This window comes from Pseudomonas putida, from assembly GCF_025905425.1.
Taxonomy (GTDB): domain Bacteria; phylum Pseudomonadota; class Gammaproteobacteria; order Pseudomonadales; family Pseudomonadaceae; genus Aquipseudomonas; species Aquipseudomonas putida_AF.
The window spans coordinates 1,647,849-1,670,279 of record NZ_CP109603.1 but is presented as its reverse complement, the minus strand read 5'-3'; the positions used below and the strand labels follow the sequence as shown (position 1 = coordinate 1,670,279).

Sequence of the window (22,431 nt, the reverse complement as noted above, 5' to 3'; positions counted from 1 at the left end):
GCCCTCAGGGTTTCAGGTCTTGTGCCCCAGCCGCTTTAGGCCGGCCACGAATCAACGACTCTGGGTGCCTGCCCAGGTAATCCGACAGATCGCGCAACGACCGCGACATGCGTTCCAGTTCGTCAAGCGTCTCGCCCAGCCGCTCGCGCTGGGGCGAGTCCTCGGCGATGGCTGAATTGGCCGTACGCAGGGTCTTGTGCACTTCATCCAGGGCCAGCTTCACATCAGGGAGCGTCTGGCCATTGAACTGCTTGAGGCTTGCGCGCAGCTCGCGAAGGCTGCCGTCAAGGTTGTTGGCGATGCTCTCCAGTGGCAGCTTGGCGATGCGCTCGACCACCCGCTGCAACTGCTCCTGCAACTGCTCCAGGCTGCCTGGCAGCGTGGGGATGGTGATGGGGTCGGCGGCCTTGTCGAACGCGACTTTTGCTGCGTCCGGGTAGAAGTCCAGCGAGATGAACATTTGCCCGGTGATCAGGTTGCCGCTGCGCGCCTGGGCGCGCAGGCCGTGTTCGACGAAGGTGCCGATCAGGTGTCGCGCGCCGTCCAGGTCGCCCTCGGTATGCTTGAACACCGCCAGCATCTTCTGGTGCACAGGGCCAAGCCGTTGCGGATAGATCACCGCATCGACCACCACCGGGAAGGACTGCCGAACCTCGTCGTAGTCCAGCTTGATCGAGGTCACCCTGCCGAACTCGACCCCCTTGAACTCCACCGGCGCGCCCACCGACAGGCCGCGCATGGCCTGGTCGAAACGCAGCCGCAAGTACTGCGCCTGGCCGTTGGGCGGCGCCAGGGCCGTTTCACGATCGACGAACAGCTGAAAGCGCGCCTGGTCCGCAGCGGGTTCGGCCTGCGGGGCAAAATCGGGCGAGCCAAAGGCCAGCCCGCCCACCAGAATGGACGACAACGACTCGGTATCGACCTTCAGGCCATTGGCGCCAATCTGCATATCGATGCCGCTGGCATTCCAGAAACGGCTGTCAGCAGTCACGAAGGTATCGTAGGGCGACTGCACGAACACCCCGATCTCCACCCCCTTGCCATCTTCCTTCAAACCAAAAGACACCACTTCACCCACCGGTATCTTGCGGTAGTAGATCGACGAACCGATGTCGAGCGAGCCCAGGTCGCTGGCCGTGAGAATGAAGCGCTTGCCCTTTTCGTCATAGGTGATGGGGGGCGGCAGTTCCAGGCCGATAAAGGACTTCTCCGGCACCCTGGATTCACCGGAGTCCGCGCCGATGAAGCTGCCCGAGAGCAAGGTATCGACACCGGAAACACCGCCCACGCCAATGCGTGGCCGGACCACCCAGAAACGCGCCCCCTGGGTGGCGAACGAGCGCGCATCGTTGGACAACTGCACCTTGGCGATGACGCTTTTCCTGTCATCGGCCAGGTCCACCGTGGTCACCTCGCCAATCACCACGCTGCGGTACTTTACCTGGGTCTTGTGGGCCACCAGGCCTTCGCCGGAATGGAACGCTATCGAGATCACCGGGCCCTGCTGCATCCAGTTGCGCACCACCAGCGACGCCCCGATGAGGATCGCCAGAATCGGCACGATCCACACCAGTGAGACACTCCAGCGCCGAGTTCGAACCTCGGCCTGCCCAGCACCCTCTCGCGTGTCAGTCGGCTGCGCCATCAATGTGGCCTCCCTCGTTGGTGGTGCCATCCCAGATCAAGCGTGGATCGAAGCTCATCGCCGCGAGCATGGTCAGCACCACCACCATGCCGAAAAACAGGATGCCCACCCGCGGCTCGATGGTGCCCAGGCCGCGCAGTTGGACCAACGCCGCCACCAGGGCCACCACCATCACATCGAGCATGGACCAGTAGCCGATCAGCTCGACGAAGCGGTAGAGCTGCGAGCGTTGCCGACACGCCCAGGTGGACCCGCGCTGGGCGGTGAACAGCAACAGCCCGAGCGAGAAGAACTTGATCGCAGGTACCCCGACACTGGCAATGAAGATGATCAGCGCAATATCCCAGGCCCCGGCCTCCCAAAACTCCAGCACACCACCGGCAATGGTACTGTCGCTGCCGCTGCCAAGCATCTCGGTACGCATGACCGGCAACAGGTTCGCCGGGATGTAGAAAATCAGCGAGGCCAGCAGAAACGCCCACCCTCGGCTGATGGCATTGGCCTTGCGCCGGTGAATCGACGCGCCGCAGCGGCCGCAGGTATGCGCGCCATGGCGCGCATCGCAGGCCTGGCCACAGCCGTGGCACAGGCACAGCCCCAGATTGTCGGCACTCGCAGGTGTGCTCATACCTGCCCCCACAGATCGCGGATGTCTTTGCCGGCGATATGGATGATCAGCATGCTCAGGGCCGCCAGGGCTAGCAGGCCGATCCCTGGGATCACATCGAGCAGCCCGGCAAGCTTGATCACCGCCACCATCGCACCCAGCAGGCAAACCTCCAGCATGCTCCAGGGGCGCAGGCTCTCCAGGGCGCGCATGCACAGGGCGAACCCCGGTGCACGTTGGCCTGCCAGGGCAAAACTCAACAACCAGCACAACACACCGATCTGCAATACCGGCGCAAAGATGATGGCCAGTGCCATGACCAAGGCAATGAAGGTGATGCTGCCGTTACTGAGTATCTGTACCGCATCCCATAAGGTCGCGGAGTTGGAGACCCCCTGCATGCCAATGGTCATGACCGGGTAGAAGTTGGCAAACACCAGCAAGATGCCGCCGGTGACGCTAAGCGCCAACCGCTGCTGCAGCGTCAAATTGCAATGGCGATACAAAACCCCGCCGCAGCGCGGGCAGATGGCGCGCTGATGGCGACCTAGCGGTGTCCGCTGGTACACCGTGTCGCAGTATTCGCAGATGATCAGATCCTGGGTCTGGCGCATGGTCTTTCCCGCAGTCAGCCCTGTTTCAGGCCCTCAGCCAAGGGCCCGCTCGATCAATGTAGTACGTAATACAGCTGTACCGTGCACCAGGTATAGGCACGGGTGCCGCACGCACGTCAGCAAGCCTAGCCGGGAAAGCGGCATTGCGCCGTATGCCAACCCACGCACAGGCCTATGTTTTCTGTCGGGCGGACTATCCTGTGATAGGGGTTCACGTCCACAGGAGGTGTGCCATGCGTTCGTTCACATGGAGTTACCTGCTGGTGTTGCTCTGCGCAGCACCCGCCGCCCAGGCGCAGACAGTGGTGCCGCTCAAGGGCCAGAGCAGCCAACAGATGCAACTGGACATCAATGATTGCACTACCGTCGCCAGCAACGCCGCGAACAGCGCCGCGTCATCCAGCAGCGCCCACGTCGGTGGCCGAGTCCGCGGTGCCGCGGCCGGTGCGGCGGCAGGCGCCGTAGGGGCGCAGGTGCGCGGCAACCAGCATGAAGAACTGTATGACCGGGCCAGTGACGATGCCAAGCAGCAGTACCGGCAGAACCGTGCCGGCGAAACCGCCGCTGCCGGTGCTGCGGTGGGTGGCATGCGTCAGCGCCAGGATCGCCGCCAGGATCGACGCACGCAGGACGAGGCGCAGAGCTCGGCCCATGCCAGCGCGTACAGTGGTTGCTTGCAGGGGCGTGGCTATCAGCTCAACCCTTGAGCATCAAGCACGGGCCAGATCAACGATTGGCATTAGAATTTAGCCAATTCTTCACGGCAGAACTCCACAAACAGCTGCGCCGGCTTGGTCAGCTGAACCCGCTTCAAGCGGGCTGCCGCCAGCCCTGACAGCGCCACCGGCTCGGCGATGTCCACCATTGCCAGGCGCTGCCCATCGTACGTGCACTCCGAATGCGGACGTGTCACCAGCAGCGAGAAACCAAACCCCTGCCCGACCATGCCGCGCACCATTTCGATGGACGGCGAGCTGAAGACAATGTTCGGGGTCAACCCCATTTCGTTGAACAGGCTGACGAAGTAGGTCCGGCTCGGCGCCACGTCCAGCAAAATCATGGGTTCTGGGCAAAGATCACGCAGCGAAACTTGGGTTTGCCCGGCAAAGCGGTGCTTTTCGGGCAACAGCACATAGGGTTTTTGCGGCGGCATCAGCGGCTCGGCCTCGATGGTGCCGTCCAGGTCGTGGTCGTAGAGAAACACCAAGTCGAAGGTGCCGGCAGTCAGGCCCTGGATCAGGTCCTGCTGCTCGCCGTCGCGCAGGCGAATGTCGACGCCTGGGTAACGTTCGCGAAAACCGGCAATCAGGCGCGGCAGGTACAGCGGCGCCACCGTCTCGAAACAGCCAATGTCGATCTGCCCGGCCACAGTGTCGTTATCGGCCAGCGCGTTCTGCTCGAATTCGTGGGCCATCTGCAGCAGCGATTTGGTCTTGGCGTAGAAGCGCTTGCCACTGGGGGTCAACGACACGCCCTGGGCATGGTGGCGGATGAACAGCTGCACACCAAAGCTTTCTTCCAGGCTCTTGATCGCCGTAGAAATGGACGGCTGGGCGATGTACAACTGGCGCGAGGCCTCGGCGACGCTGCCCGCCTCCACCGTGGTGACGAAATACTTGAGTTGTCGCAAGGTATAGGAAGCCACAGGCACCTCTTTGGCGCCGTCTGGGCGCTCTGGGATTATGCCTGTCACTTTAACGTGGTGCCCGCCTGCCGGGGGATCGGGCGATGAAGGATTTACCTATGGCTTGAGCATGTTTTTAGTGGGGGCGCGCCTGGGGCCCCCGGGTGCACGGGTTATTCGAACTCAATATCCGCCATCACGCAGTCATCCCCAACGTGTTTGTAACCAGACTGGCATGGCATGCCCACTACAGGGGCAACACCTCTTTTACGCCTTGAAAGTGTTTTCTGAGGCTCGGCGTTCTCCAAGTGTTCCAACTCATCAAGGGAGGGCGATTCATTGTTCGGTTCTTCTTGCATGGTCTTGACTCCAGGTTTGTGTGACTTGCGCCATTCAAACTACAACCTGCTCGCCTACGTACCCACCGGGAAACGCCTCAGCCCCTGCACACTGAAATGAACCCCAGCGCTGCGCAAAAGGTCTTTACTCATAGTGGACAAGTCCCAGAAAACGGTGTGCGCCTATGAAGATCGTTGTCACCAGTATCCTTGTCGACGACCAGGCCAAGGCCTTGGCTTTCTATCACTACGTGCTCGGCTTCATGCCCAAACATGACATCCCCCTGGGCCGACACCGCTGGCTGACCCTCACTTCGCCCAACGACCCCAACGGCGTCGAGCTGTTGCTGGAGCCCGATGCCCATCCTGCGGCCAAGGTGTACAAGGCTGCGCTCAAGCAGGACGGCATACCTGCCACTTCATTCGGCGTGCGCGACATCCAGGCCGAATATACCCGCCTGTGCGCAGCCGGCGTGCAGTTCACCCAACCGCCAACTGCAGTCGGGCCGGTCACCGTGGCCGTGTTCGACGATACTTGCGGCAACCTCATCCAGATCGCCCAGAAGCACTAGCGGGCGCCCTGCCCAGCAGGGCCATACGGCCCGCCTCAATAGCGCACACGACAAGGAAAACACATGCGCCACGAATTCAGTGAAGTTCTCAACGACCTGATCGATTACTTCCTGGTCGGCGACATCCAGCTGCTCGAACGTTTCAAGCAGGAAAACGACCTGGCTGACGACCTGGCCCATGAGTTCACCCATAACGACAGCGGTGATCGGGCGGTGCGCGAAGGCGTGGTACTGCCCATGGCGGGCATCGACAACCTGCCCTACCGGATCATCTTCACCCTCGATGGCCACACCCCCGCCTTGCGCGAGCCGGGCAGCCGCCTGAAACATCAGCGTTCGGGTTACGTATTGCGCGTTGAGCACGGCGCGCTGATGCTTTACACCTGGCGCATCCTGCAGCACTTCACCAACAAGACCCTCGGCGATCTGCTGGCACGCTACCAGGCGCCAGGGCGGCCGATCATCGAGTTGGACAACGGCTGGTATGACGTGGAGGTGCTCGGCGGTGCGGTGGTGCGCGACGGGTTGTACGAACCGGCGTTCGAGTTCGTGTTGAAAAATCGCTGGAGCCGGGGGGAAGCCACAGCAGTGGACACCGGGTATGCCTTCAGGCTGCGTGGGTATTTTGACTAAGTGCGCTGACTGCAGCCCTCTGTCATACGCGCATTTGTAGGAGCGGCCTTGCAAGGCCGCTCCTACAGAGGCATCGCAATTAGTTGATATCTCGGTCCTTGGTTTCTGGCAGGAAGAAGATCCCCAGCACCGCCGTCATCAGTGCAATCACGATCGGGTACCACAAGCCGTAGTAGATATCCCCGGTCGCCGCCACCATGGCAAACGCCACGGTCGGCAGGAAGCCGCCAAACCAGCCGTTACCGATGTGGTAGGGCAGCGACATCGAGGTGTAGCGGATGCGCGCCGGGAACAGCTCCACCAACCAGGCGGCGATCGGCCCATAGACCATGGTCACGTAGATCACCAGGATGGTCAGCAGCAACAGCACCATTGGGTAGTGGATTTTCGCAGGGTCGGCTTTCTCCGGGTAACCGGCCTCCTTCAGTGCCCCGCCCAGGGTAGCGGTAAACGCATCGCTCTGCGCTTTGAGGTCCGCTGCGGCCAGGCTGCGGCCGTCGAAGCTCGGGATCACTCGCTCACCGATACGGATCTGCGCCACGCTGCCGGGCTCCGCCTTCTGGTTGGCGTAGGGTATCGCCCGCTTGGCCAGCAGGCTCTTGGCAATGTCGCAAGAGCTGGTGAATTTGGCCTTGCCCACCGGGTCGAACTGGAACGCGCACTGGCCGGGGTCGGCCACCACCACGACCGGGTTCTGCTCCTGGGCGACGAACACGTCCGGGTTGCCGTACTCGGTCAGCGCCTTGAAGATCGGGAAGTAGGTCAGCGCGGCAATGATGCAGCCGGCCATGATGATCTTCTTGCGGCCGATGCGGTCCGACAGGCTGCCAAAAATGATGAAGAACGGCGTGCCGATCAGCAGCGAGCCTGCGATGAGCAAGTTGGCGGTCTGCGGGTCGATCTTGAGCGTCTGCAGCAAGAAGAACAGCGCATAGAACTGCCCGGTGTACCACACCACCGCCTGGCCGGCGGTGCCGCCGAGCAGCGACATGATCACCACCTTGAGGTTTTCCCAACGGGCGAAGGATTCGGTCAGCGGCGCCTTGGACGCCTTGCCTTCGGCCTTCATCTTCATGAACACCGGCGACTCGTTGAGCTGCAGGCGGATGTAAACCGAGATGGCCAGCAACAGGATCGACAGCAAGAACGGAATGCGCCAGCCCCAGGCTTCGAACGCCTCGGTGCCCAAAGCCGTGCGGCAGGCCAGGATCACCAGCAGCGACAGGAACAGCCCCAGGGTCGCGGTGGTCTGGATCCAGGCGGTGAAGAAGCCCCGCCGGCCCTTGGGTGCGTGCTCCGCCACGTAGGTCGCCGCCCCACCGTACTCCCCGCCCAGCGCCAGGCCCTGAAGCAGGCGCAGGGTAATGAGGATGACCGGCGCCGCCACGCCAATCGTCGCATAGCTGGGCAATAAGCCGACCAGCGCGGTAGACAAGCCCATGATAACGATGGTGATCAGGAAGGTGTGCTTGCGCCCGATCATGTCACCCAGGCGCCCGAACACGATGGCGCCGAACGGCCGCACGGCAAAGCCTGCGGCAAACGCCAACAGGGCGAAGATGAACGAGGTGGTTTCATTGACGCCGGCAAAGAAGTGCTTGGCGATGATCGCGGCCAGTGAGCCGTACAGGTAAAAGTCGTACCATTCGAACACCGTACCCAGGGACGAGGCGAAGATGACCTTGCGCTCCTCCTTGGTGATGCCGCGTTGGGGCGCGCTACTGCCCGTGGATGCGCTGTCGAGAACCGCCATGGGTTGCCTCCGTCTTGTTGTTATCCCAGGCCGGAGCACCTCACACCCATTTCAACGTCGCACCCAGGCCCTAGGGCTTGCATTGGTTGCGCGAAGCACGACGAGGCAGGCCGCCTCGGATCGCAGCAAGGTAGGTGAAGCATAATCGGATTTGCCGGGATATCCACTTGCCGTGAGGGCGGATTGGCTACAGGCGTGAGGTGCGAAGGAGGCGCGCCCGAACGAACGGCGCAGATGCTGATGTGGGAGCGGGCTTGTCCCGCGAAGGGGGCCACGCGCTGTATGGCACCGGCTTCGCCGGTGTTCGCGGGGCAAGCCCGCTCCCACCGAGTCTCTGCTAAATCAGCGATGTATGTGTTTGTGCGGGCTATTGCAGAGGATGCCCGGTAACAGCCGCATCACGCTGGCGTCTGCACAGCAAGTCATGCCCCCTCCGGCACCGGCCCTTTGAGCTCGACCTGGTTGCCATCAGGGTCGAAGCAGTACAACGACAACCCCTCGCCCTCGGCGCCGTAGCGTTTCTCGGCTGGCTCCACCTGCACGCCCGCAGCGCGCAGGTAAGCGGTCAACGCCTGCTCATCGAAGGGTTCGATGCGCAGGCAAAAGTGGTGCAAGTTACGCCCCTGTGCGCCCGGCGCGGCGCCACCCGGCTGCCCCAGAACACCGTCCAGCGTAACCAGGTCGATCATCGCCGAGCCAGTGGCCAGGTGGACCATGCCCAAGTCTTCACGCACCCTGCTGACCGAGCAGCCCAGCAAATCCACATAAAAGGCAATGCTGCGCGGCAGGTCGCTGACCCGCAGGACGAGGTGGTCGATGTGCTTGATGGTGAACGGTCGCATGCCGGGGCTCCTTGTGGCATTTGCACGAATGTCTGCCGCCACCATAGCCCACTACCCGGCGTGCTCGCTACTCATTGACCAAGCGTTGCAACAGGCCCCCTTCGTGACGCGCCAGCAGCCGCAGCAGTTGATCGACCAAGGCCCGATCCGGTGCTTCAAGGTGGAAGTGGTGCCCGCCGGGGTGCCACGAAACCCGCGCGTGGCTGGGCAAGGCCGCCTCGCGCTGGGCATAAGCGTTGCCGCTGAATGCGCCCTGCCTGCCGAACATCAAATACAGCGGGCAGCTGATCTGGCTGAGCAGGTCACAGGCTTCGCGCTCGGTCAACGGCATGGGCTCGGGCAGCACCAGGCGCGGGTCATGGCGCCAGCAATAACCATCGCCCAATTGCAACAGGTCGCGCTGCGCCAGCAGCCGTGCGGCGCCCTCCGAGAGCTCGCCATCCAGCCGCGTGCGCCGTTGCTCCAAGGCGGCGGCAAGGCTATCGAAACGGCTGCCGTCCGGCTCGGAAAACCCCTGCAGCTGGCTGCGTTGCACCATGCGTTTGAGCCGATAGGACCGGGCCAGGTGCTGTACGCGGTCATCTTCGGCGACCGTGAACGGCGCCCCCATGCCATCGAGGAACACCATGCTGACAATGCCGCTGGTCATGGCCGCGAGCAGTGAAGCGACGCCGCTGCCCATACCATGGGCCAGCACATGAAATTGCGCCAGCCCCAGGGCGTCGGTCACCGCCAGCATGTCCTGGGCGTGCTCCCACAGGTAATAGCCACTGTCATGGCGGCGATGGGCCGAGCGGCCATGGCCGACCAGGTCGGGGGCGACCACGAAGCAGCCTTCGAGCATCGGCGCCAGGCGCTCGAACGAGGCGGCATTGTCCAGCCATCCGTGCAGGGCCAGCACGGGAATACCGTCCTCCGGCCCCCAGCAGCGCACGGCAATCTCGATGCCGTTGAGGTCAAGCAGGTGATCCTTGGGTGTCGATGGTGAACGCATGGGTACGCTTCCTGACTTTAAGCCTGGTACGACCACACCAGGCCGAATACGCCGCCGGCCTCCTTCGACCCCGTCACCAGCGACAGCCCTAACGCCGGGCCCGCAGGCTCCGACAGGTAACCTTGGCTTAACTGGCGTCAAATTACTGGCCCATCACCGACCGTGACCTAGCCGTCACCGACCCTCGCACTCAAGCGGATGCCCCGATGGCATCACTGGCCGCGCAGGTCTTCGAAGAAGGCCTGCCTGCCATCCACCTGGCTCGACGCACGCGGAGCCGCAGGCGCTTCGCTATTGGCCGCTTCCACGTGCCAGTAGCAGTGCCTGACCGCGCGCGTGACCGCGACGTAGGCCAGCCGCTGCACTTCTTCCTTCTGCGCCGTATCGAATGCCTGGGCATCACCGGGTTTACCCAGGCCAGCCAGCCGATACACCTGGTTCTTGTACGGCGAGCTGGTCAGGTACTGGCAGTCGCCGAGCATGAACACCGCATCAGCCTGCAAGCCTTTGGCACTGTGATACGTCAGCTGCCGCAGCCGACGCTGTTCGGCGGGCAAAGCCGCCTCGGCGTGTAGCACGGCCTGCAGGTGTTCGTTCATCAGCGCTTTGTCGCTGCCCTTGCGGTACAGCATCATCACTGTCTCGCCCCGTTGATAATGCTCGATGAGGGTCTCGCCCAGCGCGGCTTCGTCGCGGTCGAACACCTTGACCGGCGAACCGGGCAGCTCGGCCGCAGGCCCACTGGCTCGGGCCTTCTTGCCGGTGATCGCTGGTGTGCCCTTGACCAGAAATTCCGCCGCATCGATAACCTGCTGCTGGCAGCGGTAGTTCTCCACCATCATCACCCGCGTGTTGGCCGGTGACACGAATGCCTTGGTGAACTCCATGAAGTACTTCGGCGAACTGCCGCGCCAGCCATAGATCGATTGCCAGTCATCCCCCACGCACAACAACGACGAATGCTGGGCATTTCGACCGGTGTGCATCAGAGGCCCACGCCGGCGGATTTCGGCAAGGCTGGCACGCAGCCAACTGACGATCTGCGGCGAAACGTCCTGGAACTCGTCGATCATCAGGTGGGCCAGGGGCCTGAGCAACGGGTCGGGCAGCAGTTGCAGGTTTTCCGGGTTGTTCTCGCCGAACAGGGCAAACATGCGGTTGTAGCTCATCACTGGCGGCGACTGGCTCAAAAGGTGCGCCTCCAGGGCTTTCCAGTACAACGCCAGGGCTTCAAAAAACAGGCCGTCACTGTCGCCTGCCGGGAAGCTCATCGCCGCCACGGCGCTGTTCACGTCAAGCCCCAGGTTTTCGATGAAGTTGGCGGCACCGACAAAGGCGTCGAGCAGCGGCGCCGGGGCCAGTTCGCCCTTGACCTTGTACTCGAAGCCCGGGCCGGCCACCGCATCACCGGCCAGGGAGGCGGCCAGGCGCCGGGCGGCCGCGTAGTTGTCCAGCCAGATCAGCGGTTTGTCGCAGAACGCCTGCAACAGGGTGCGCTTGACCGCCCACTCGGCACGCACTGCCAGCTTGGCGCCGGGGCGCTGGTACTGCGCGCTTTCCGCAGGGTCGAAACCCAGCACCACCCAGGCCCCCTGCCCCTGCAGGCGGCCATGCACATGGAAGCGGCTGCCACGGATCTCGAGCGTGTCGCGGCACGGCTCGATGCCCTTGATCGGCCAGGCGCCCGCGGCGAACCACAGGTCCTCGATCACGTCGCACAGCTCTTCGTCGCGCTGGGCGGCCAACTGGGTCACCTGTGCACGTTTTTGCACATCTGGGTGGTTAGGGTCCAGCGGCTTGAGCTGCAGCGCCTCGCTGCGCAGCAGGCCAATGAGTTCGGCAAAGCGCGGGTTTTCGCCCAGCAAGGTGCTGTAGCAGAGGTTCAGCTGTTGGCGCTGCGCATCGTTCAGGCGCAGGTCGAACGGGTTGCTTTCGGCCTCGGCCTCTCGGCCCGCCGGCATCTCGTTGCCCAGTGTTTCGAACGCACGTACTTGGCTGAAGCCTGGCAGGCTGCGTACCAGCGGCAAGATGCGCGAATGGAAGGTGCGCACCAGCTCACGGGCCAGCGCGGGCTGCAAGTCGATCTGCCACAGGGCGAACACCTGCAGCAGGCGCTTGATGAAGTCCTTGCGCGATTCGCGGGTGAAGGTAACCACCGTCATTGCGTCCAGCTCGTAGCCCAGGTAATGGCGCAGCAGCAGAATGCGCAACACCAGCGAGGTGGACTTGCCCGCCCCTGCCCCGGCTACCACGCAGGTGGACGGGGTGTCGCTGAAAATCAGCTTCCACTGCGCCGCACTCGGTTGCGCCTCGGCCGGCAGGCGCTGGGCCACATCGGCCTTGAAGCGCTTCTTCAACTCGGCGGTCAATGGCAGGCGCCAATCGTCGAAAAGGTTGTCGTCCTGGCCGGGCACGGCGGCGGTGTCGGGGCGGGTATCGCGGATCACCAGCACCTGGCGCCCCGCCTCGTAGCCTTCCACCCGCCCGCGTTCGAAGCCTTCGTGCACCCCGTCGGCATGGCCACTGCGCTGCCCCGTGGCGTGGCCAAGGAACCAGGAGTCGCGATGCTGGGCTTGCAGGCGGGTCAGGCCCCGCCCCAGAAGACGGGCGGCCAGGCGGCGAAACCACGGTAACTGGGCAGGTGGGGTCAGGTCGGCAGGCGCCTGGGGATGCTCGTGGGCCACGGTCACTCCGATGGAATACAAAAATCAGCGTGCCATGTTCGCCGCATCCATCAAAAATCACCAGCGAATGCTTGCAGATCAGTGGATTAGGCGATGAAGCGGATAAAAAGCTACAGCCTAACCAATCTTATTAATCGATCATTATTAGCCGATATTTACGCTTATTTTCGATCTTTCTTTGCCGCATCATGGCGTCATTCCACTGATTCAAGGAGCACGACCATGCTGCAACTGCGACCGTTCGAAAGCCTCGGCCACGCCAACCACGGCTGGCTCGATGCCCACCACCATTTCTCCTTTGCCGAGTACCACGACCCGACCCGCATGCACTGGGGCAACCTGCGGGTCTGGAACGATGACCTGATCGCGGCTGGCAGTGGTTTCCCGCCGCACCCACACCGTGACATGGAAATCATCACCTACGTCCGTGAAGGCGCTATCACCCACCAGGACAGCCTGGGCAATAAAGGCCGTACCGAAGCGGGCGACGTGCAGGTGATGAGTGCAGGCTCCGGAATCGTCCACAGCGAGTACAACCTGGAAGATGTCGATACGCGCATCTTCCAGATCTGGGTCATACCAGAGCGGGTGGGCGATGCGCCGACCTGGGGCACCCGGCCCTTCCCCACAGGCGAACGCGGCGAAGGCTTCGTGACCCTGGCCAGCGGGCGTAAAGGTGACGAAGACAGCTTGCAGATCCGCACCGACGCACGGCTGGTGGCCGCAACCCTGCGTGCCGGGGAAAGCGCCGAGTACCGCTTCGATGCTGGGCGCCGTGGTTACCTGGTGCCGGCCAAGGGGTTGGTGGAGGTCAACGGGCTGCGGGCCAAGGCGCGTGATGGCGTGGCGATCGAGCAAGAGGACATATTGCGGGTTACGGCCATCGAGGACAGCGAGATCGTGCTGGTGGATGTTGCCTGAATCGATTGCCTGCTCCCATAGAGCAAAACTCAACGCATTGAGTTAGCAGCGACTCTATGGGAGCAACTGTCTTGCTCATTGATTTAGCGGCGACTCTGTGGGAGCGGGCTTGCCCCGCGAACACCGGCGAAGCCGGTGCCATGCACCGCGTAGCTCCATTCGCGGGACAAGCCCGCTTGTGTCTTGGAGAGGGAATAGAATCTGAAGTGAGAGCGGTGAATGGCAAGCTGATAGCCCGAGGTGCCCAGAGCACGTGTGGGAGCAAAAGCTGCCATTCACCGTTCCACTTTGGCGAGAGCCCGAACAGTTGGATGAGGGGCGTAATCTCGAATCACAAGCGTGGGCCAAGCCAAAGCGCTCTCACTCCTTGAGTTTAAGAGGGTTTGGCCATGTCTTCCTCTGTCGGCATCGATGTTTCCAGTGCCACACTTGCTGTTCACATCCGCCCTGAGGGGGTGAACTTCAGTGTTTCCAATGACTTGAAGGGATTCCAACTGCTCGTCGAAAAGCTTGGCGGGTATGCAGTTTCAATGGTCTTGCTCGAAGCTACCGGTGGCTACGAGTGCAATGTCCTCAAAGCGCTGCAGGATGCCGATTTTCCGGTTTGCCGGATCAATCCCAGTCGTGCCCGGGACTTTGCCAAGTCGATGGGTAAACGCGCCAAGACCGATCCCATTGACGCAGCTGTTTTGGCTCACCTGGCTGAAGTTATGCCCCCACGGCCTTGCCAGGTGATGACACCCGAGCGGGCCTTGCTGCGCGAACTGCTTATGCAGCGGGATCGCTTCGTCCAACAGCGCGACGATGACAAGCGGCGCCTGAAGCAGGCGCGGGCTCCCAGTGTTTGTTTGCGGTTGGAACAACACATCGCCTATCTGAAGGGTGAAATTCGAGCGCTGGAACAAGAGATCGCACAGCAGGCAGCAGCTTTGCCTGATGATCGGGTTAAACAGCTCACTCAAGTCAAAGGAATTGGTCTGATTACTGCCGGAAAGCTGATGGCCTTGCTGCCAGAGCTGGGCCAGGTGGATAAGAAGGAAATTGCCGCCTTGGTCGGTGTTGCGCCGTTCAATCAGGACAGCGGCAAGCAGTCGGGCAAGCGTTCAATCTGGGGGGGACGCTCACAAGTCAGGCGGGCGCTCTATATGGCCTGCTGGGTGGTGATACGGCACAACAAGGACTTCTGCGAGCGCTACAAAGCACTGCGAGCCCAGGGGAAGTGCGCGAAAGTATCGGTGGTGGCGTGTATGCGAGTATTGATAGTGAGGCTAAATGCGATGCTCAAGACCGGAACGCCCTGGAAGGAGCAAATAGCTCATTCGTAGGAGCAAGCCTTGCTGGCGATGCCCGGCACAGCCGGGCCTGGGGCGCTACGCGCCCCATCGCCGGCAAGGCCAGCTTCCACAAGAAGACAGTTGCTCCCACAATGTGGACTGCCCCCAAGAGGCCGGGCAGTTTCCCTGAAAGTCAGAACGGCAACGTCAGCTTCACCCAGTACGCATCCCCTTGAGCACGGTTTCGCACTTCGGTTTCCTTCGACCATTTCGCAGTCACAAACCACCCTCCCTCGCCGCTGTACTTGATCGACGGCCCGATGGCGAAGCTGCGCCCTTTGTTGTCCTCGATACGCTCGCCATCCTGGCGGTCGTCGGTGGTCTGGCGGTAGTAATAACCCCCCACCCCCAACACCCACCCATTACCTAACCCCCACCCCACCGCATAATCGACATGAAACTCCTGCCCGGACCGGTAATCGGTATCCGGGTTGCTGCGGTTGAAGTCGTACATCACCTTGGCATCCAGGTTGAGCCCAGCGGGGTCGACGTAGCTCATCGCATACACCGGCTCGAACACCCAGTAGTTGCGTCCGGGGTTGGCCAGGTCGTTTTTGTCGTAGCGGCCTGTGGGGGCAATCATGTCAAAGGCCAGGATGCTGTGGAACTTGTCGCTGTGGTGAAACCCCAGTGCCGGACCAAAAATCACGTCACCCAGGCCCTGGTTGTGCTGCGATTGGCCATTGAGCGAAACCTTCAGGTCCACCAGCGGCACAATCGCGTGCAGCGCTAGGCTGGCGCCAAACACCGTGTAGTCACTTACCCAGATCAGGCGGGGCACGATGGCATTGGCGCGCACGCGAAAGTCCACCGGCAGTTTGCTGCCGTCGTTACCACGCAGGTTGTCGGCCTCATAGTGGTTGACGAACAACTGGCCATAGAAGCCCGGCGGCGGCATGGCGCCCGACATGTAGTTTTCGGCACCTAACGGGTAGGACGTACCGCCTCCCTCGGTGGCATGGGACAGGTTGGCAGCGCCGAACAGGGCGGCGCAGGCGCCAAGGCGTAGCAGGTGGGCAAGCTTCGGGTTCATCGGGTCAACCTTTGTTGTTGTTATCGGTCGGGTGCACGCCGGCGCCCCGCAGACGAGGTGCCGGGCAATGAGCCAGTCAGATGCGTTTGAACAGCGCCGAACGCTGACCTTCAGTGGCAGCGTCGGCAGCGCTGTAAAAGCGCTCCATGAAGATGTCGCGCTCGAACAGGCGGCCTTGCATCAGGCAGCTGATGGCGGCATCGATCATCGGTGGCGGGCCGCACAGGTAGGCCTTGTGGCCATTGAAGCGGCCGTCGAAATGTTGCCTGGCGGCGTCGTGCACATAGCCGCGCACACCCTGCCACTGCTCGTCCTCGGCTGCCTGGCTGAGGGCCGGCACATAACTGAAGTTGGCATGGCGGGCCGCCAGCGCCTCGAACAGATCGCGGTTGTACAGCTCGGCGCGGGTACGCGCCCCCTGGAACAAGGTGATGCGTCGCGTATCGCCCCGCGCCAGCAGGTCGAGAATCATCGATTGCGGGCTCGACAGCCCCGAGCCGCCCGCGATGAAAATCAAATCGCCCGGCTGCGAGCTGCGCACGAAGAACTGCCCGTAAGGGCCGGACAAGTCCAGTGCATCGCCTACCTTGAGCTGGCGGTGGATATGCCCGGTGGCCACGCCGCCTTCCACCAGGCGCACGTGCAACTCCACCTCGTCGGGCCGGTCGGGCGGGTTGGCCAGGGAGAACGCGCGCGTGCCTTCTATGCCAGGCAGTTGCAGGTTCACGTATTGCCCGGCCTGGAACGCCATCGGCCGGTCGAGCTTGAGGTGCACGCCGCGAATGGTCGGCGACAGCTCAACCAGCTGGGTGACCACGGCGCGGTAGTCCTGCACCGGCAAGCCGGCGAAGTCCGGGTCGACGTCGATGTCGGCCTCGATCACCAGGTCACTTTGCGGAATGGCACAACAGGCCAGCACCTTGCCCTCGTCGCGTTCCATGTCCATCAGGGCAAAGGAGGACGCCGCGCCTAGGTCGACCTCACCTTCCAGCACCTGGCACTTGCAGGTCGCGCAGGTGCCGTGGCCGCAGGCAAATGGCAGCCACACGCCCTGGCGCAGTGCAGCCTCGAGAATGGTCTGGCCCTCCTCCACCTCGATCTGCTCACCGGTGGGTTCTATGGTGACTTGATAGCTCATGGCAGCGCTCCTCAGTTATGGCTGCCGCCCAGGCCTTCGAGGCCGGGGGTATGCAGGTGCAGCAGGCTCTTGTGGACCACACCGTTGGCGGCCAGCCCACAAGACAGGTCAGGGGTGAACGGCTGTTCGTCCAGACGCCAGCGCACGGCAGCGAAATCGACCTGCGCGGCGTCCGGGTGCAAGGCAATCGCCGGCTTGACCACCTGCTCGATGAAGTCCCCGAACGGCATTTCAGGGGCTACGGGCAGGGTGAAGGGGGCGCAGAACAGCAGGTGGTTTTCCCAGCACAGGTACACCAGCTGGGCACCGTGGAAGTTGGCCTGGCGGTCCAGGGGCTGGGCGGTGTATGTGCCGATGGCGGTCACGGGCATGGCAATGTTCCTCTTGTTCTTGTAAGGGCCAGGACGCGGCAAGGCGCCCTGGCATTTCAGCCGCTCGACGCTTCAGCCGTGCTTGCGCTCGGCGCTCTGCAGCGCCTCCCAGCGCTGTTGCTCGGGCGAACCCTGGTACTCGAAGTTGTCTTGGCCGGGGGCGATGTTGTAGTAGTCGCGCACCACCGCCTCGACGTCGCCGCCGCCGCAGTTGCCCTGCAGGATCTGGTGCACCGGCAGCCACGCCTGCACGTACTTCTCTGGCTCGTAGGCGAAGATGTCGCAGCAGCCGTCGGAGCAGAAGTGGTAGCGCTCGCCTTCGTGCACCAGGCTGCGGTGGCTCAGCTGCGTCGGCGCATCCGGCTCGGTGAAGGCCAGCGGGATCTGGCAGATCTGGCAGAGCATCGGCAGGGTCGGGTTGTAGAAGCGCTCGCCGCGCGCCTGCAGGTCACGCCAATGCTCGTAACGCGGCCGGTAGTAGCGGTCGAAGGTGTCCGGGTACTTGGCCGACAGCCAGTCCAGTTCCTCGTCGGTGGGGATCCAGGTATGGAAGTTGGTGGCCTGGCTGTACTGGTAGAAGATCGACCAGGCCTGGTGGGTGATGTGCTCCTTGCCGATGGTGGTCTGCTCGACGTACTTCGGCGGGCGGATGCCATAGCGCTCCAGGTCCTTGAACAGCGCGCCGCCGGCCTGCTCGAAGTACACCTCCCAGGCCTCGGCCCAGGACATCACTTTGTTCGGCAGCATGTAGTCCATCATCATCCCGACCAGGGTCAGCAGCCGGTAGCCACGCCAGAACCATTTGTCGATCCAGCGCTGGACGATCGGCACGTTGTCCTCGTGCTGCTCAAGCAGGAACTTGATCACCTCCAGCCCCAGGGTCATGTGCCGGGCCTCGTCGGACTGCGCCGAGAAGCCGAACGTTACCGTGGCCATGTCGCCGTTGAACGCGGCACCCGACATGAACGGCACGAACAGCAAGTTGGTCAGCACGTATTCGAAGGAGAACGAGATGGCCGTGAGGAACTCGAACGGGCCAGCCGTGCGGGCATCCTCGAAGAACGACTTGGGTACCGAGAGGAACCACACCCGGTCGTGCATGTGGGCAAAGTCATGCAGGCCGTTGAAGTGCTTGTTGTAGTGGCTCATCGCGTGCACCTGGGTCTGCACGTGGCGCAGCTCGTCGATCGCCTGCATCTGGCAGGCCACCCGCGCACCGGCACCGCTAAAGTGCCGGCCGACCCGGGCGAACCCCTGGTAAGCCTGATATTCCAATGGTGTGACGCCGCTGAGAAACAGCTTCAGGGCATTGACGTAGCGGGCATCGGAAATGTTCTGATGGCCGTTGTTCTGGGCGAAGGCATCGAAGATCGCGTACAGCTTCTTCTCTTTTTCGGCCTGGTATTTCCAGTAGGCGTCCATGGTCAGGCGGAAGGGGTCTTCCCACTTGTCCCAGTCGGTGATCTTGATGCCCTCGAAGCGCTCGTAAGGGTAGATCGCTTCTTTGCTCTGGTAGCTTGGTTCCCAGCCCAGGTCACGGGTTAGGCAGCGGTATTTGTCTTTCTGGTTGAGGCGCTTGGCGGCCATGGTGGTACTCCGGATTCTTGTCGTTGTGCGGATCAGTTCCAGTGCAGGGCGAAGCAGTCTTCGTCTTCCTCGACGTTGCCGCCCAGGGTGATCACGTCGATCAGCATTTCCTGCACGTCCCATTCACGGCCGGTCTTTTCTTCCACCGTGGCGCGGTGGATTTCCAGGCGCCCTTCGGCCTGCACGCGGATCATCGCGGGTTGGTGCTGGACCACGGCGTGCGGGTTGTCCTGGGTAATGGCCTCGACGATGTAGCGGGCGCTGTCGTTGTCCTGGAAGGCGATGTACACAAGGGAAGTCATGCGGCGTCTCCGTTGAGGCCGAGCTTTTTCAGGCGTGCGCCAAAGGCGCTGTCGATGGCATCAAGGGCGTCGCGGCCAGGGCCGGCTTCGGCCAGGGGCAGCAACGCTTGCAGTGCGCGCACACGCCACTGGGCCACCCAGCCTTCGATCAGCGCACGGTTGTGCGGGCTCTCTGCAACCACGGTCTTGACCAGCGCATCGACCCAACGTTGGCTCTCGGCAAACCACAGGCGCATGAACTCGGTGAGCATGCCGACCTGCCCTGCCCCGGCGGCCACCAGTTGTGCATCGAAGTGCTCGAACAGCAGCGGGTACAGCAAGCCGTCACTGACCAGGTTCTGGGCGAGGGTCAGTTCGAACCAGTCCTGCACCACCAGGCTGTCTTCCACATAACGGCGCAGCCCCTGCCAGGCTGGCTCGTCCAACCAGCGCTGCTTGGCCTCGGCCAGAAGCGCGAGGCCGTCGTCTTCGAGCAGCAGGCCAATGCGCGACAGGTACTGGGCGATGGCCAGGCGGTCCATGGCCTGGAACATGTGCATCTGGGTGACGCTGGTGGCGAAGGCATCGGCGGCAATGCCGCTGTTGTTCATGTTGGCGCCCAGCTCGGCGTGGCGCAGCGGCAGCAGCAGCCGGGCGATCAGGGCGCGGGTCGCCTCGGGTAGGCTGGCCAGCAGTTCGCGCTTTTCGCAGAAGGCGAAGCTGTGCTCGGCGTTCTCCTGCATCCGTGCCCGGGCCTGCACGTAGGGGCCGTAGTAGTACTGCCGCGGGTCGCTGACGGTGTACCAGTCGGCCATGCACACGGCGGTGCGGCTGGGGTCGTTGAGCAGCTTGTCGGGCTGCCACAGCGGGCGGTAGTGGAAGTTGCTGGCGGCTTCGATGTCGAAGCTGGCCTCCTGGTAGCGGCTGGCAGGCTTGTCACCGAAACGCCGGCGGGTGTGGCTGAAGGTCTGGCGGATCGGCTCGACCGTGGCCGTCTTGATCTCGATACTCATGCAAGGCGTCCTGTACTTGTTGTTGTGGGGAAGCAATGCGCCGTCGAACGGCGCTTCAGTCGTTTTCGTCGTGGCGCTCGCCGTAGCGCCACTTCTGCATGTCGGCATCGACGGCAGCGGCCATCGCGGCGTCCATGTGCAGCACCCGGTTGCTCTCGCAGAAGCGCTCGAAGGCGGCGCGTGGCAGGACCAGTTCGACGAACAGGTCCGGGTAAGCGATGGCAAAGTCGAACTCGACAAAGGCGGCGTCCGCTTCGCTGCGTACCCGGACGTAGCGCGGCATCTGCTCGAAGGGCGTAGTGGCTGGGGTCATGCGGTTGTGCTCCGGTAGGGCTTGCAAGGGCTAGAGCAACCGCTGTGCCAGGCCTGTCTCCAGAGCCGAAAAAACAATCTAATTAATTGTTTTAAAACAGTTTTTTTGTTTTTGAAAAATTGAGCCGCAGCGCGTTCACCAACCCGACGCGCCCGCTCGATTGATCATTTGCTCAATCGCGCAATGGCACTTCGAGCAAATGACCAACACGACCTGCGATTGACTTTTGCGCAGGTTTCAGGCGGTTTAGAAAGAAGAGATGACCCGGGCCTTGCCTGAATCACCGAGGTCGTCCCGGCGCGACCATCACCCGCCCTTGCCTGAGCGGGACGCGCCGATTCCCCATACAACTACAACCAAGGGGCGCACGCGAATGATTACCCAGTACAGGGCGCCGGAACCTGCACCGGCGCTGAAGGACCTCACCGAACGGGTGCGCTTCCTCGGCACCGAAGGCAAGATCTGGCTGGACGAGCAGCGCATGCTGCTGGTGCAGGCGGCGATGATGGCCGGCATGCGCCGCGAGCTGATCGAGATGCTCGGTGTGGAGCGCGCCAAGGGCTTCTTCCTGCGCCTGGGCTACCAGTCCGGCCTCAAGGACGCCGAGCTCGCACGCAAGCTGCGCCCCACTGGCAACCCGGTGGAGATGTTCTTCATCGGCCCCCAGTTGCACTCGCTCAAGGGCATGGTCAAGGTCCGCCCGTTGCAGCTGGAGATCGACCTCGATAACGGCCATTTCTACGCCGACATCGAATGGCAGGACTCCTTCGAAGTGGAGAACTGCCAGCAGGAAAACCTGCATTCCGAGCAGCCGATCTGCTGGATGCTGCTGGGTTACGCGATCAGCTACAGCTCGTTCTTCCTCGGCCGCCAGGTGCTGTACAAGGAGGTCAGTTGCCGCGGTTGCGGCGCCAGCGAGTGCCGCATCATCGGCAAGCCGGTGGAGCAATGGGACGACGCTGAAACCTTCATGCGCTACTTCCAGAGCGACCCGGTGATCGACGAGTTGCAATCCTTGCAGGTGCAGGTGGCGAACCTGCGCCAGCGCCTGCAGTACGAGTCGGGGCAGTTCTACGGCATCGGCCAGTCGGCGGTGTACCGGCGCTGCTGCGCGCTCACCGACAAGGTCGCCTCGGGCAAGGCTTCGGTATTGCTGCTGGGCGAAACCGGCGTCGGCAAGGAAGTCATCGCCCGCAGCCTGCACCTGCGCAGCGAGCGCGCTGGCGCGGCGTTCGTGGCGCTGAACTGCGCGACGATACCGCCCGACCTGATCGAGGCCGAACTGTTTGGGGTCGAGAAAGGCGCCTACACCGGCGCCCAGCAGGCACGCATGGGCCGTTTCGAGCGGGCCAACGGCGGCACCCTGTTCCTTGACGAAATCATCGAGCTGACGCCACGCGCCCAGGCCAGCCTGCTGCGGGTACTGCAGGAGGGCGAGCTGGAACGGGTGGGCGACAGCCGCACGCGGCAGGTGGATGTGCGGGTCATCGCCGCCACCCACGAAGACCTGGAGCAAGCTGTCAAGGACGGGCGTTTCCGCGCCGACCTGTTCTACCGGCTGAACGTGTTCCCGGTGCGTATCCCCGCGCTGCGCGAGCGCCGCGAGGACATTCCGCTGCTCATCGAGCACTTCCTCGGGCGCCTGCATGAAAGCTACGGCAAGAAAACCCGCGGCCTCAGCGACCGGGCCATGGAGGTGTGCCTGCACTACGACTGGCCGGGCAACATTCGCGAGCTGGAAAACCTCATGGAGCGCGGTGTGATCATCACCGATGAGAACCAGAGCATCGGCCTGGATGCGCTGTTCCCCCATGCACCGCCCGCCATCGACAGCATCGGCCTTGGCAGCGATGGCCGGCTGGTGGCGGCGAGCGACCAAGCCACGCCAGGCTGGGTAGCGCAGATTTTCGACAGCGGCACCGGCCTGGATGCGGTCGAGGAGGCACTGATGCAGGAGGCCATGACACGCTGCCGGCAAAACGTTTCGGAAGCGGCGCGGCTGCTGGGCATGACCCGCCCTGCCCTGGCTTATCGGCTGAAAAAAACACCGGGCGAAAGCGTGGCCGGCAAGGCTTGAGCATTTGGACAAAAGGCGTGGCGCGGGTTGATCAAATGATTGAGCGCGCAACACCGG

The 22,431-nt window shown here is 62.8% G+C and carries 22 protein-coding genes; 6 read left to right on the top strand and 16 right to left on the bottom strand.

Features of this window, described 5'->3' with window-relative positions; translation table 11 throughout:
* Positions 1-4: 4 nt before the first annotated feature.
* From OGV19_RS07495 to OGV19_RS07485, 3 genes are read right to left on the bottom strand one after another with little or no spacing between them, the layout of a single operon-like run.
* Complete coding sequence (locus tag OGV19_RS07495; RefSeq protein ID WP_264312797.1) at positions 5-1,645, bottom strand: PqiB family protein; 1,641 nt, start codon at positions 1,643-1,645, stop codon at positions 5-7.
* On the bottom strand, positions 1,629-2,273 hold the full coding sequence (locus OGV19_RS07490; protein ID WP_264312796.1) for a paraquat-inducible protein A: 645 nt from the start codon (positions 2,271-2,273) through the stop codon (positions 1,629-1,631). Before OGV19_RS07490 ends, OGV19_RS07495 begins: the two co-directional genes overlap by 17 nt.
* Entirely contained in the window at positions 2,270-2,866 is a 597-nt protein-coding gene (locus OGV19_RS07485) for a paraquat-inducible protein A (protein ID WP_264312795.1), read from the bottom strand. Before OGV19_RS07485 ends, OGV19_RS07490 begins: the two co-directional genes overlap by 4 nt.
* A gap of 233 nt (positions 2,867-3,099) precedes the next feature.
* Between OGV19_RS07485 and OGV19_RS07480 the strand changes: the two genes are divergently transcribed.
* Positions 3,100-3,573: a YMGG-like glycine zipper-containing protein gene (locus OGV19_RS07480; protein WP_264312794.1), complete on the top strand. Its 474-nt coding sequence runs from the start codon at positions 3,100-3,102 to the stop codon at positions 3,571-3,573.
* Positions 3,574-3,605: 32 nt separating this feature from the next.
* On the opposite strand, the gene OGV19_RS07475 is transcribed toward OGV19_RS07480, so the two are convergent.
* Both OGV19_RS07475 and OGV19_RS07470 read right to left on the bottom strand, forming a co-directional pair.
* Positions 3,606-4,511: a LysR family transcriptional regulator gene (locus tag OGV19_RS07475; protein ID WP_264312793.1), complete on the bottom strand. Its 906-nt coding sequence runs from the start codon at positions 4,509-4,511 to the stop codon at positions 3,606-3,608.
* 152 nt (positions 4,512-4,663) lie between these two features.
* Entirely contained in the window at positions 4,664-4,849 is a 186-nt protein-coding gene (locus OGV19_RS07470; RefSeq protein ID WP_264312792.1) for a hypothetical protein, read from the bottom strand.
* Positions 4,850-5,013: 164 nt separating this feature from the next.
* Here OGV19_RS07470 and OGV19_RS07465 point away from each other — a divergent pair, with 164 nt between their 5' ends.
* Both OGV19_RS07465 and OGV19_RS07460 read left to right on the top strand, forming a co-directional pair.
* Positions 5,014-5,400, top strand: coding sequence for a VOC family protein (locus tag OGV19_RS07465; RefSeq protein ID WP_264312791.1), 387 nt, complete (start codon positions 5,014-5,016; stop codon positions 5,398-5,400).
* A 63-nt stretch (positions 5,401-5,463) separates the two neighbouring features.
* On the top strand, positions 5,464-6,033 hold the full coding sequence (locus OGV19_RS07460) for a hypothetical protein (RefSeq protein ID WP_264312790.1): 570 nt from the start codon (positions 5,464-5,466) through the stop codon (positions 6,031-6,033).
* Positions 6,034-6,112: 79 nt separating this feature from the next.
* On the opposite strand, the gene OGV19_RS07455 is transcribed toward OGV19_RS07460, so the two are convergent.
* The 4 genes from OGV19_RS07455 to OGV19_RS07440 form a co-directional block, all read right to left on the bottom strand.
* Positions 6,113-7,786 carry an MFS transporter gene (locus OGV19_RS07455; RefSeq protein ID WP_264312789.1) on the bottom strand — a complete coding sequence of 558 codons (1,674 nt, stop codon included), beginning with the start codon at positions 7,784-7,786 and terminating at the stop codon, positions 6,113-6,115.
* A gap of 422 nt (positions 7,787-8,208) precedes the next feature.
* The gene (locus OGV19_RS07450) at positions 8,209-8,628 is read right to left on the bottom strand and encodes a VOC family protein (protein WP_264312788.1); all 420 of its coding nucleotides are present in this window, start codon (positions 8,626-8,628) and stop codon (positions 8,209-8,211) included.
* Positions 8,629-8,695: 67 nt separating this feature from the next.
* Positions 8,696-9,622 (bottom strand): alpha/beta fold hydrolase, encoded by a 927-nt coding sequence (locus OGV19_RS07445; RefSeq protein ID WP_264312787.1) that lies wholly within the window; start codon positions 9,620-9,622, stop codon positions 8,696-8,698.
* 212 nt (positions 9,623-9,834) lie between these two features.
* On the bottom strand, positions 9,835-12,306 hold the full coding sequence (locus OGV19_RS07440; protein ID WP_264312786.1) for a UvrD-helicase domain-containing protein: 2,472 nt from the start codon (positions 12,304-12,306) through the stop codon (positions 9,835-9,837).
* Between the two features lie 222 nt (positions 12,307-12,528).
* Here OGV19_RS07440 and OGV19_RS07435 point away from each other — a divergent pair, with 222 nt between their 5' ends.
* Both OGV19_RS07435 and OGV19_RS07430 read left to right on the top strand, forming a co-directional pair.
* Positions 12,529-13,227, top strand: coding sequence for a pirin family protein (locus OGV19_RS07435; RefSeq protein WP_264312785.1), 699 nt, complete (start codon positions 12,529-12,531; stop codon positions 13,225-13,227).
* 389 nt (positions 13,228-13,616) lie between these two features.
* Positions 13,617-14,552, top strand: coding sequence for an IS110 family transposase (locus OGV19_RS07430; RefSeq protein ID WP_264309399.1), 936 nt, complete (start codon positions 13,617-13,619; stop codon positions 14,550-14,552).
* A 142-nt stretch (positions 14,553-14,694) separates the two neighbouring features.
* Here OGV19_RS07430 and OGV19_RS07425 read toward each other — a convergent pair whose 3' ends face one another.
* The 7 genes from OGV19_RS07425 to OGV19_RS07395 form a co-directional block, all read right to left on the bottom strand.
* Complete coding sequence (locus tag OGV19_RS07425) at positions 14,695-15,594, bottom strand: SphA family protein (protein WP_264312784.1); 900 nt, start codon at positions 15,592-15,594, stop codon at positions 14,695-14,697.
* 76 nt (positions 15,595-15,670) lie between these two features.
* Entirely contained in the window at positions 15,671-16,732 is a 1,062-nt protein-coding gene (locus OGV19_RS07420; protein ID WP_264312783.1) for an NADH:ubiquinone reductase (Na(+)-transporting) subunit F, read from the bottom strand.
* 11 nt (positions 16,733-16,743) lie between these two features.
* A complete protein-coding gene (locus OGV19_RS07415; RefSeq protein ID WP_264312782.1) occupies positions 16,744-17,103 on the bottom strand; it encodes a phenol hydroxylase subunit P4 in 360 nt (119 codons plus the stop codon).
* A 72-nt stretch (positions 17,104-17,175) separates the two neighbouring features.
* Positions 17,176-18,690 carry an aromatic/alkene/methane monooxygenase hydroxylase/oxygenase subunit alpha gene (locus OGV19_RS07410; protein ID WP_264312781.1) on the bottom strand — a complete coding sequence of 505 codons (1,515 nt, stop codon included), beginning with the start codon at positions 18,688-18,690 and terminating at the stop codon, positions 17,176-17,178.
* Between the two features lie 32 nt (positions 18,691-18,722).
* Complete coding sequence (locus OGV19_RS07405; protein WP_099428932.1) at positions 18,723-18,992, bottom strand: MmoB/DmpM family protein; 270 nt, start codon at positions 18,990-18,992, stop codon at positions 18,723-18,725.
* Positions 18,989-19,984: an aromatic/alkene monooxygenase hydroxylase subunit beta gene (locus tag OGV19_RS07400; RefSeq protein WP_264312780.1), complete on the bottom strand. Its 996-nt coding sequence runs from the start codon at positions 19,982-19,984 to the stop codon at positions 18,989-18,991. The genes OGV19_RS07405 and OGV19_RS07400 overlap by 4 nt, the downstream gene beginning before the upstream one ends.
* A gap of 55 nt (positions 19,985-20,039) precedes the next feature.
* Positions 20,040-20,297, bottom strand: a complete 258-nt coding sequence (locus OGV19_RS07395) for a phenol hydroxylase subunit (protein ID WP_264312779.1) — start codon at positions 20,295-20,297, stop codon at positions 20,040-20,042.
* Positions 20,298-20,670: 373 nt separating this feature from the next.
* On the opposite strand from OGV19_RS07395, the gene OGV19_RS07390 reads away from it, so the two are divergent.
* Positions 20,671-22,374: a sigma-54-dependent Fis family transcriptional regulator gene (locus OGV19_RS07390; protein ID WP_264312778.1), complete on the top strand. Its 1,704-nt coding sequence runs from the start codon at positions 20,671-20,673 to the stop codon at positions 22,372-22,374.
* The last annotated feature ends 57 nt before the right edge of the window (positions 22,375-22,431 follow it).

Excerpts from the sequence above, each read along its gene's own strand:
- OGV19_RS07495 (WP_264312797.1), bottom strand. The coding sequence starts at position 1,645 with ATGGCGCAGCCGACTGACACGCGAGAGGGTGCTGGGCAGGCCGAGGTT.
- OGV19_RS07490 (WP_264312796.1), bottom strand. The coding sequence starts at position 2,273 with ATGAGCACACCTGCGAGTGCCGACAATCTGGGGCTGTGCCTGTGCCAC.
- OGV19_RS07485 (WP_264312795.1), bottom strand. The coding sequence starts at position 2,866 with ATGCGCCAGACCCAGGATCTGATCATCTGCGAATACTGCGACACGGTG.
- OGV19_RS07480 (WP_264312794.1), top strand. The coding sequence starts at position 3,100 with ATGCGTTCGTTCACATGGAGTTACCTGCTGGTGTTGCTCTGCGCAGCA.
- OGV19_RS07470 (WP_264312792.1), bottom strand. The coding sequence starts at position 4,849 with ATGCAAGAAGAACCGAACAATGAATCGCCCTCCCTTGATGAGTTGGAA.
- OGV19_RS07465 (WP_264312791.1), top strand. The coding sequence starts at position 5,014 with ATGAAGATCGTTGTCACCAGTATCCTTGTCGACGACCAGGCCAAGGCC.
- OGV19_RS07460 (WP_264312790.1), top strand. The coding sequence starts at position 5,464 with ATGCGCCACGAATTCAGTGAAGTTCTCAACGACCTGATCGATTACTTC.
- OGV19_RS07455 (WP_264312789.1), bottom strand. The coding sequence starts at position 7,786 with ATGGCGGTTCTCGACAGCGCATCCACGGGCAGTAGCGCGCCCCAACGC.
- OGV19_RS07450 (WP_264312788.1), bottom strand. The coding sequence starts at position 8,628 with ATGCGACCGTTCACCATCAAGCACATCGACCACCTCGTCCTGCGGGTC.
- OGV19_RS07445 (WP_264312787.1), bottom strand. The coding sequence starts at position 9,622 with ATGCGTTCACCATCGACACCCAAGGATCACCTGCTTGACCTCAACGGC.
- OGV19_RS07435 (WP_264312785.1), top strand. The coding sequence starts at position 12,529 with ATGCTGCAACTGCGACCGTTCGAAAGCCTCGGCCACGCCAACCACGGC.
- OGV19_RS07430 (WP_264309399.1), top strand. The coding sequence starts at position 13,617 with ATGTCTTCCTCTGTCGGCATCGATGTTTCCAGTGCCACACTTGCTGTT.
- OGV19_RS07425 (WP_264312784.1), bottom strand. The coding sequence starts at position 15,594 with ATGAACCCGAAGCTTGCCCACCTGCTACGCCTTGGCGCCTGCGCCGCC.
- OGV19_RS07420 (WP_264312783.1), bottom strand. The coding sequence starts at position 16,732 with ATGAGCTATCAAGTCACCATAGAACCCACCGGTGAGCAGATCGAGGTG.
- OGV19_RS07415 (WP_264312782.1), bottom strand. The coding sequence starts at position 17,103 with ATGCCCGTGACCGCCATCGGCACATACACCGCCCAGCCCCTGGACCGC.
- OGV19_RS07410 (WP_264312781.1), bottom strand. The coding sequence starts at position 18,690 with ATGGCCGCCAAGCGCCTCAACCAGAAAGACAAATACCGCTGCCTAACC.
- OGV19_RS07405 (WP_099428932.1), bottom strand. The coding sequence starts at position 18,992 with ATGACTTCCCTTGTGTACATCGCCTTCCAGGACAACGACAGCGCCCGC.
- OGV19_RS07400 (WP_264312780.1), bottom strand. The coding sequence starts at position 19,984 with ATGAGTATCGAGATCAAGACGGCCACGGTCGAGCCGATCCGCCAGACC.
- OGV19_RS07395 (WP_264312779.1), bottom strand. The coding sequence starts at position 20,297 with ATGACCCCAGCCACTACGCCCTTCGAGCAGATGCCGCGCTACGTCCGG.
- OGV19_RS07390 (WP_264312778.1), top strand. The coding sequence starts at position 20,671 with ATGATTACCCAGTACAGGGCGCCGGAACCTGCACCGGCGCTGAAGGAC.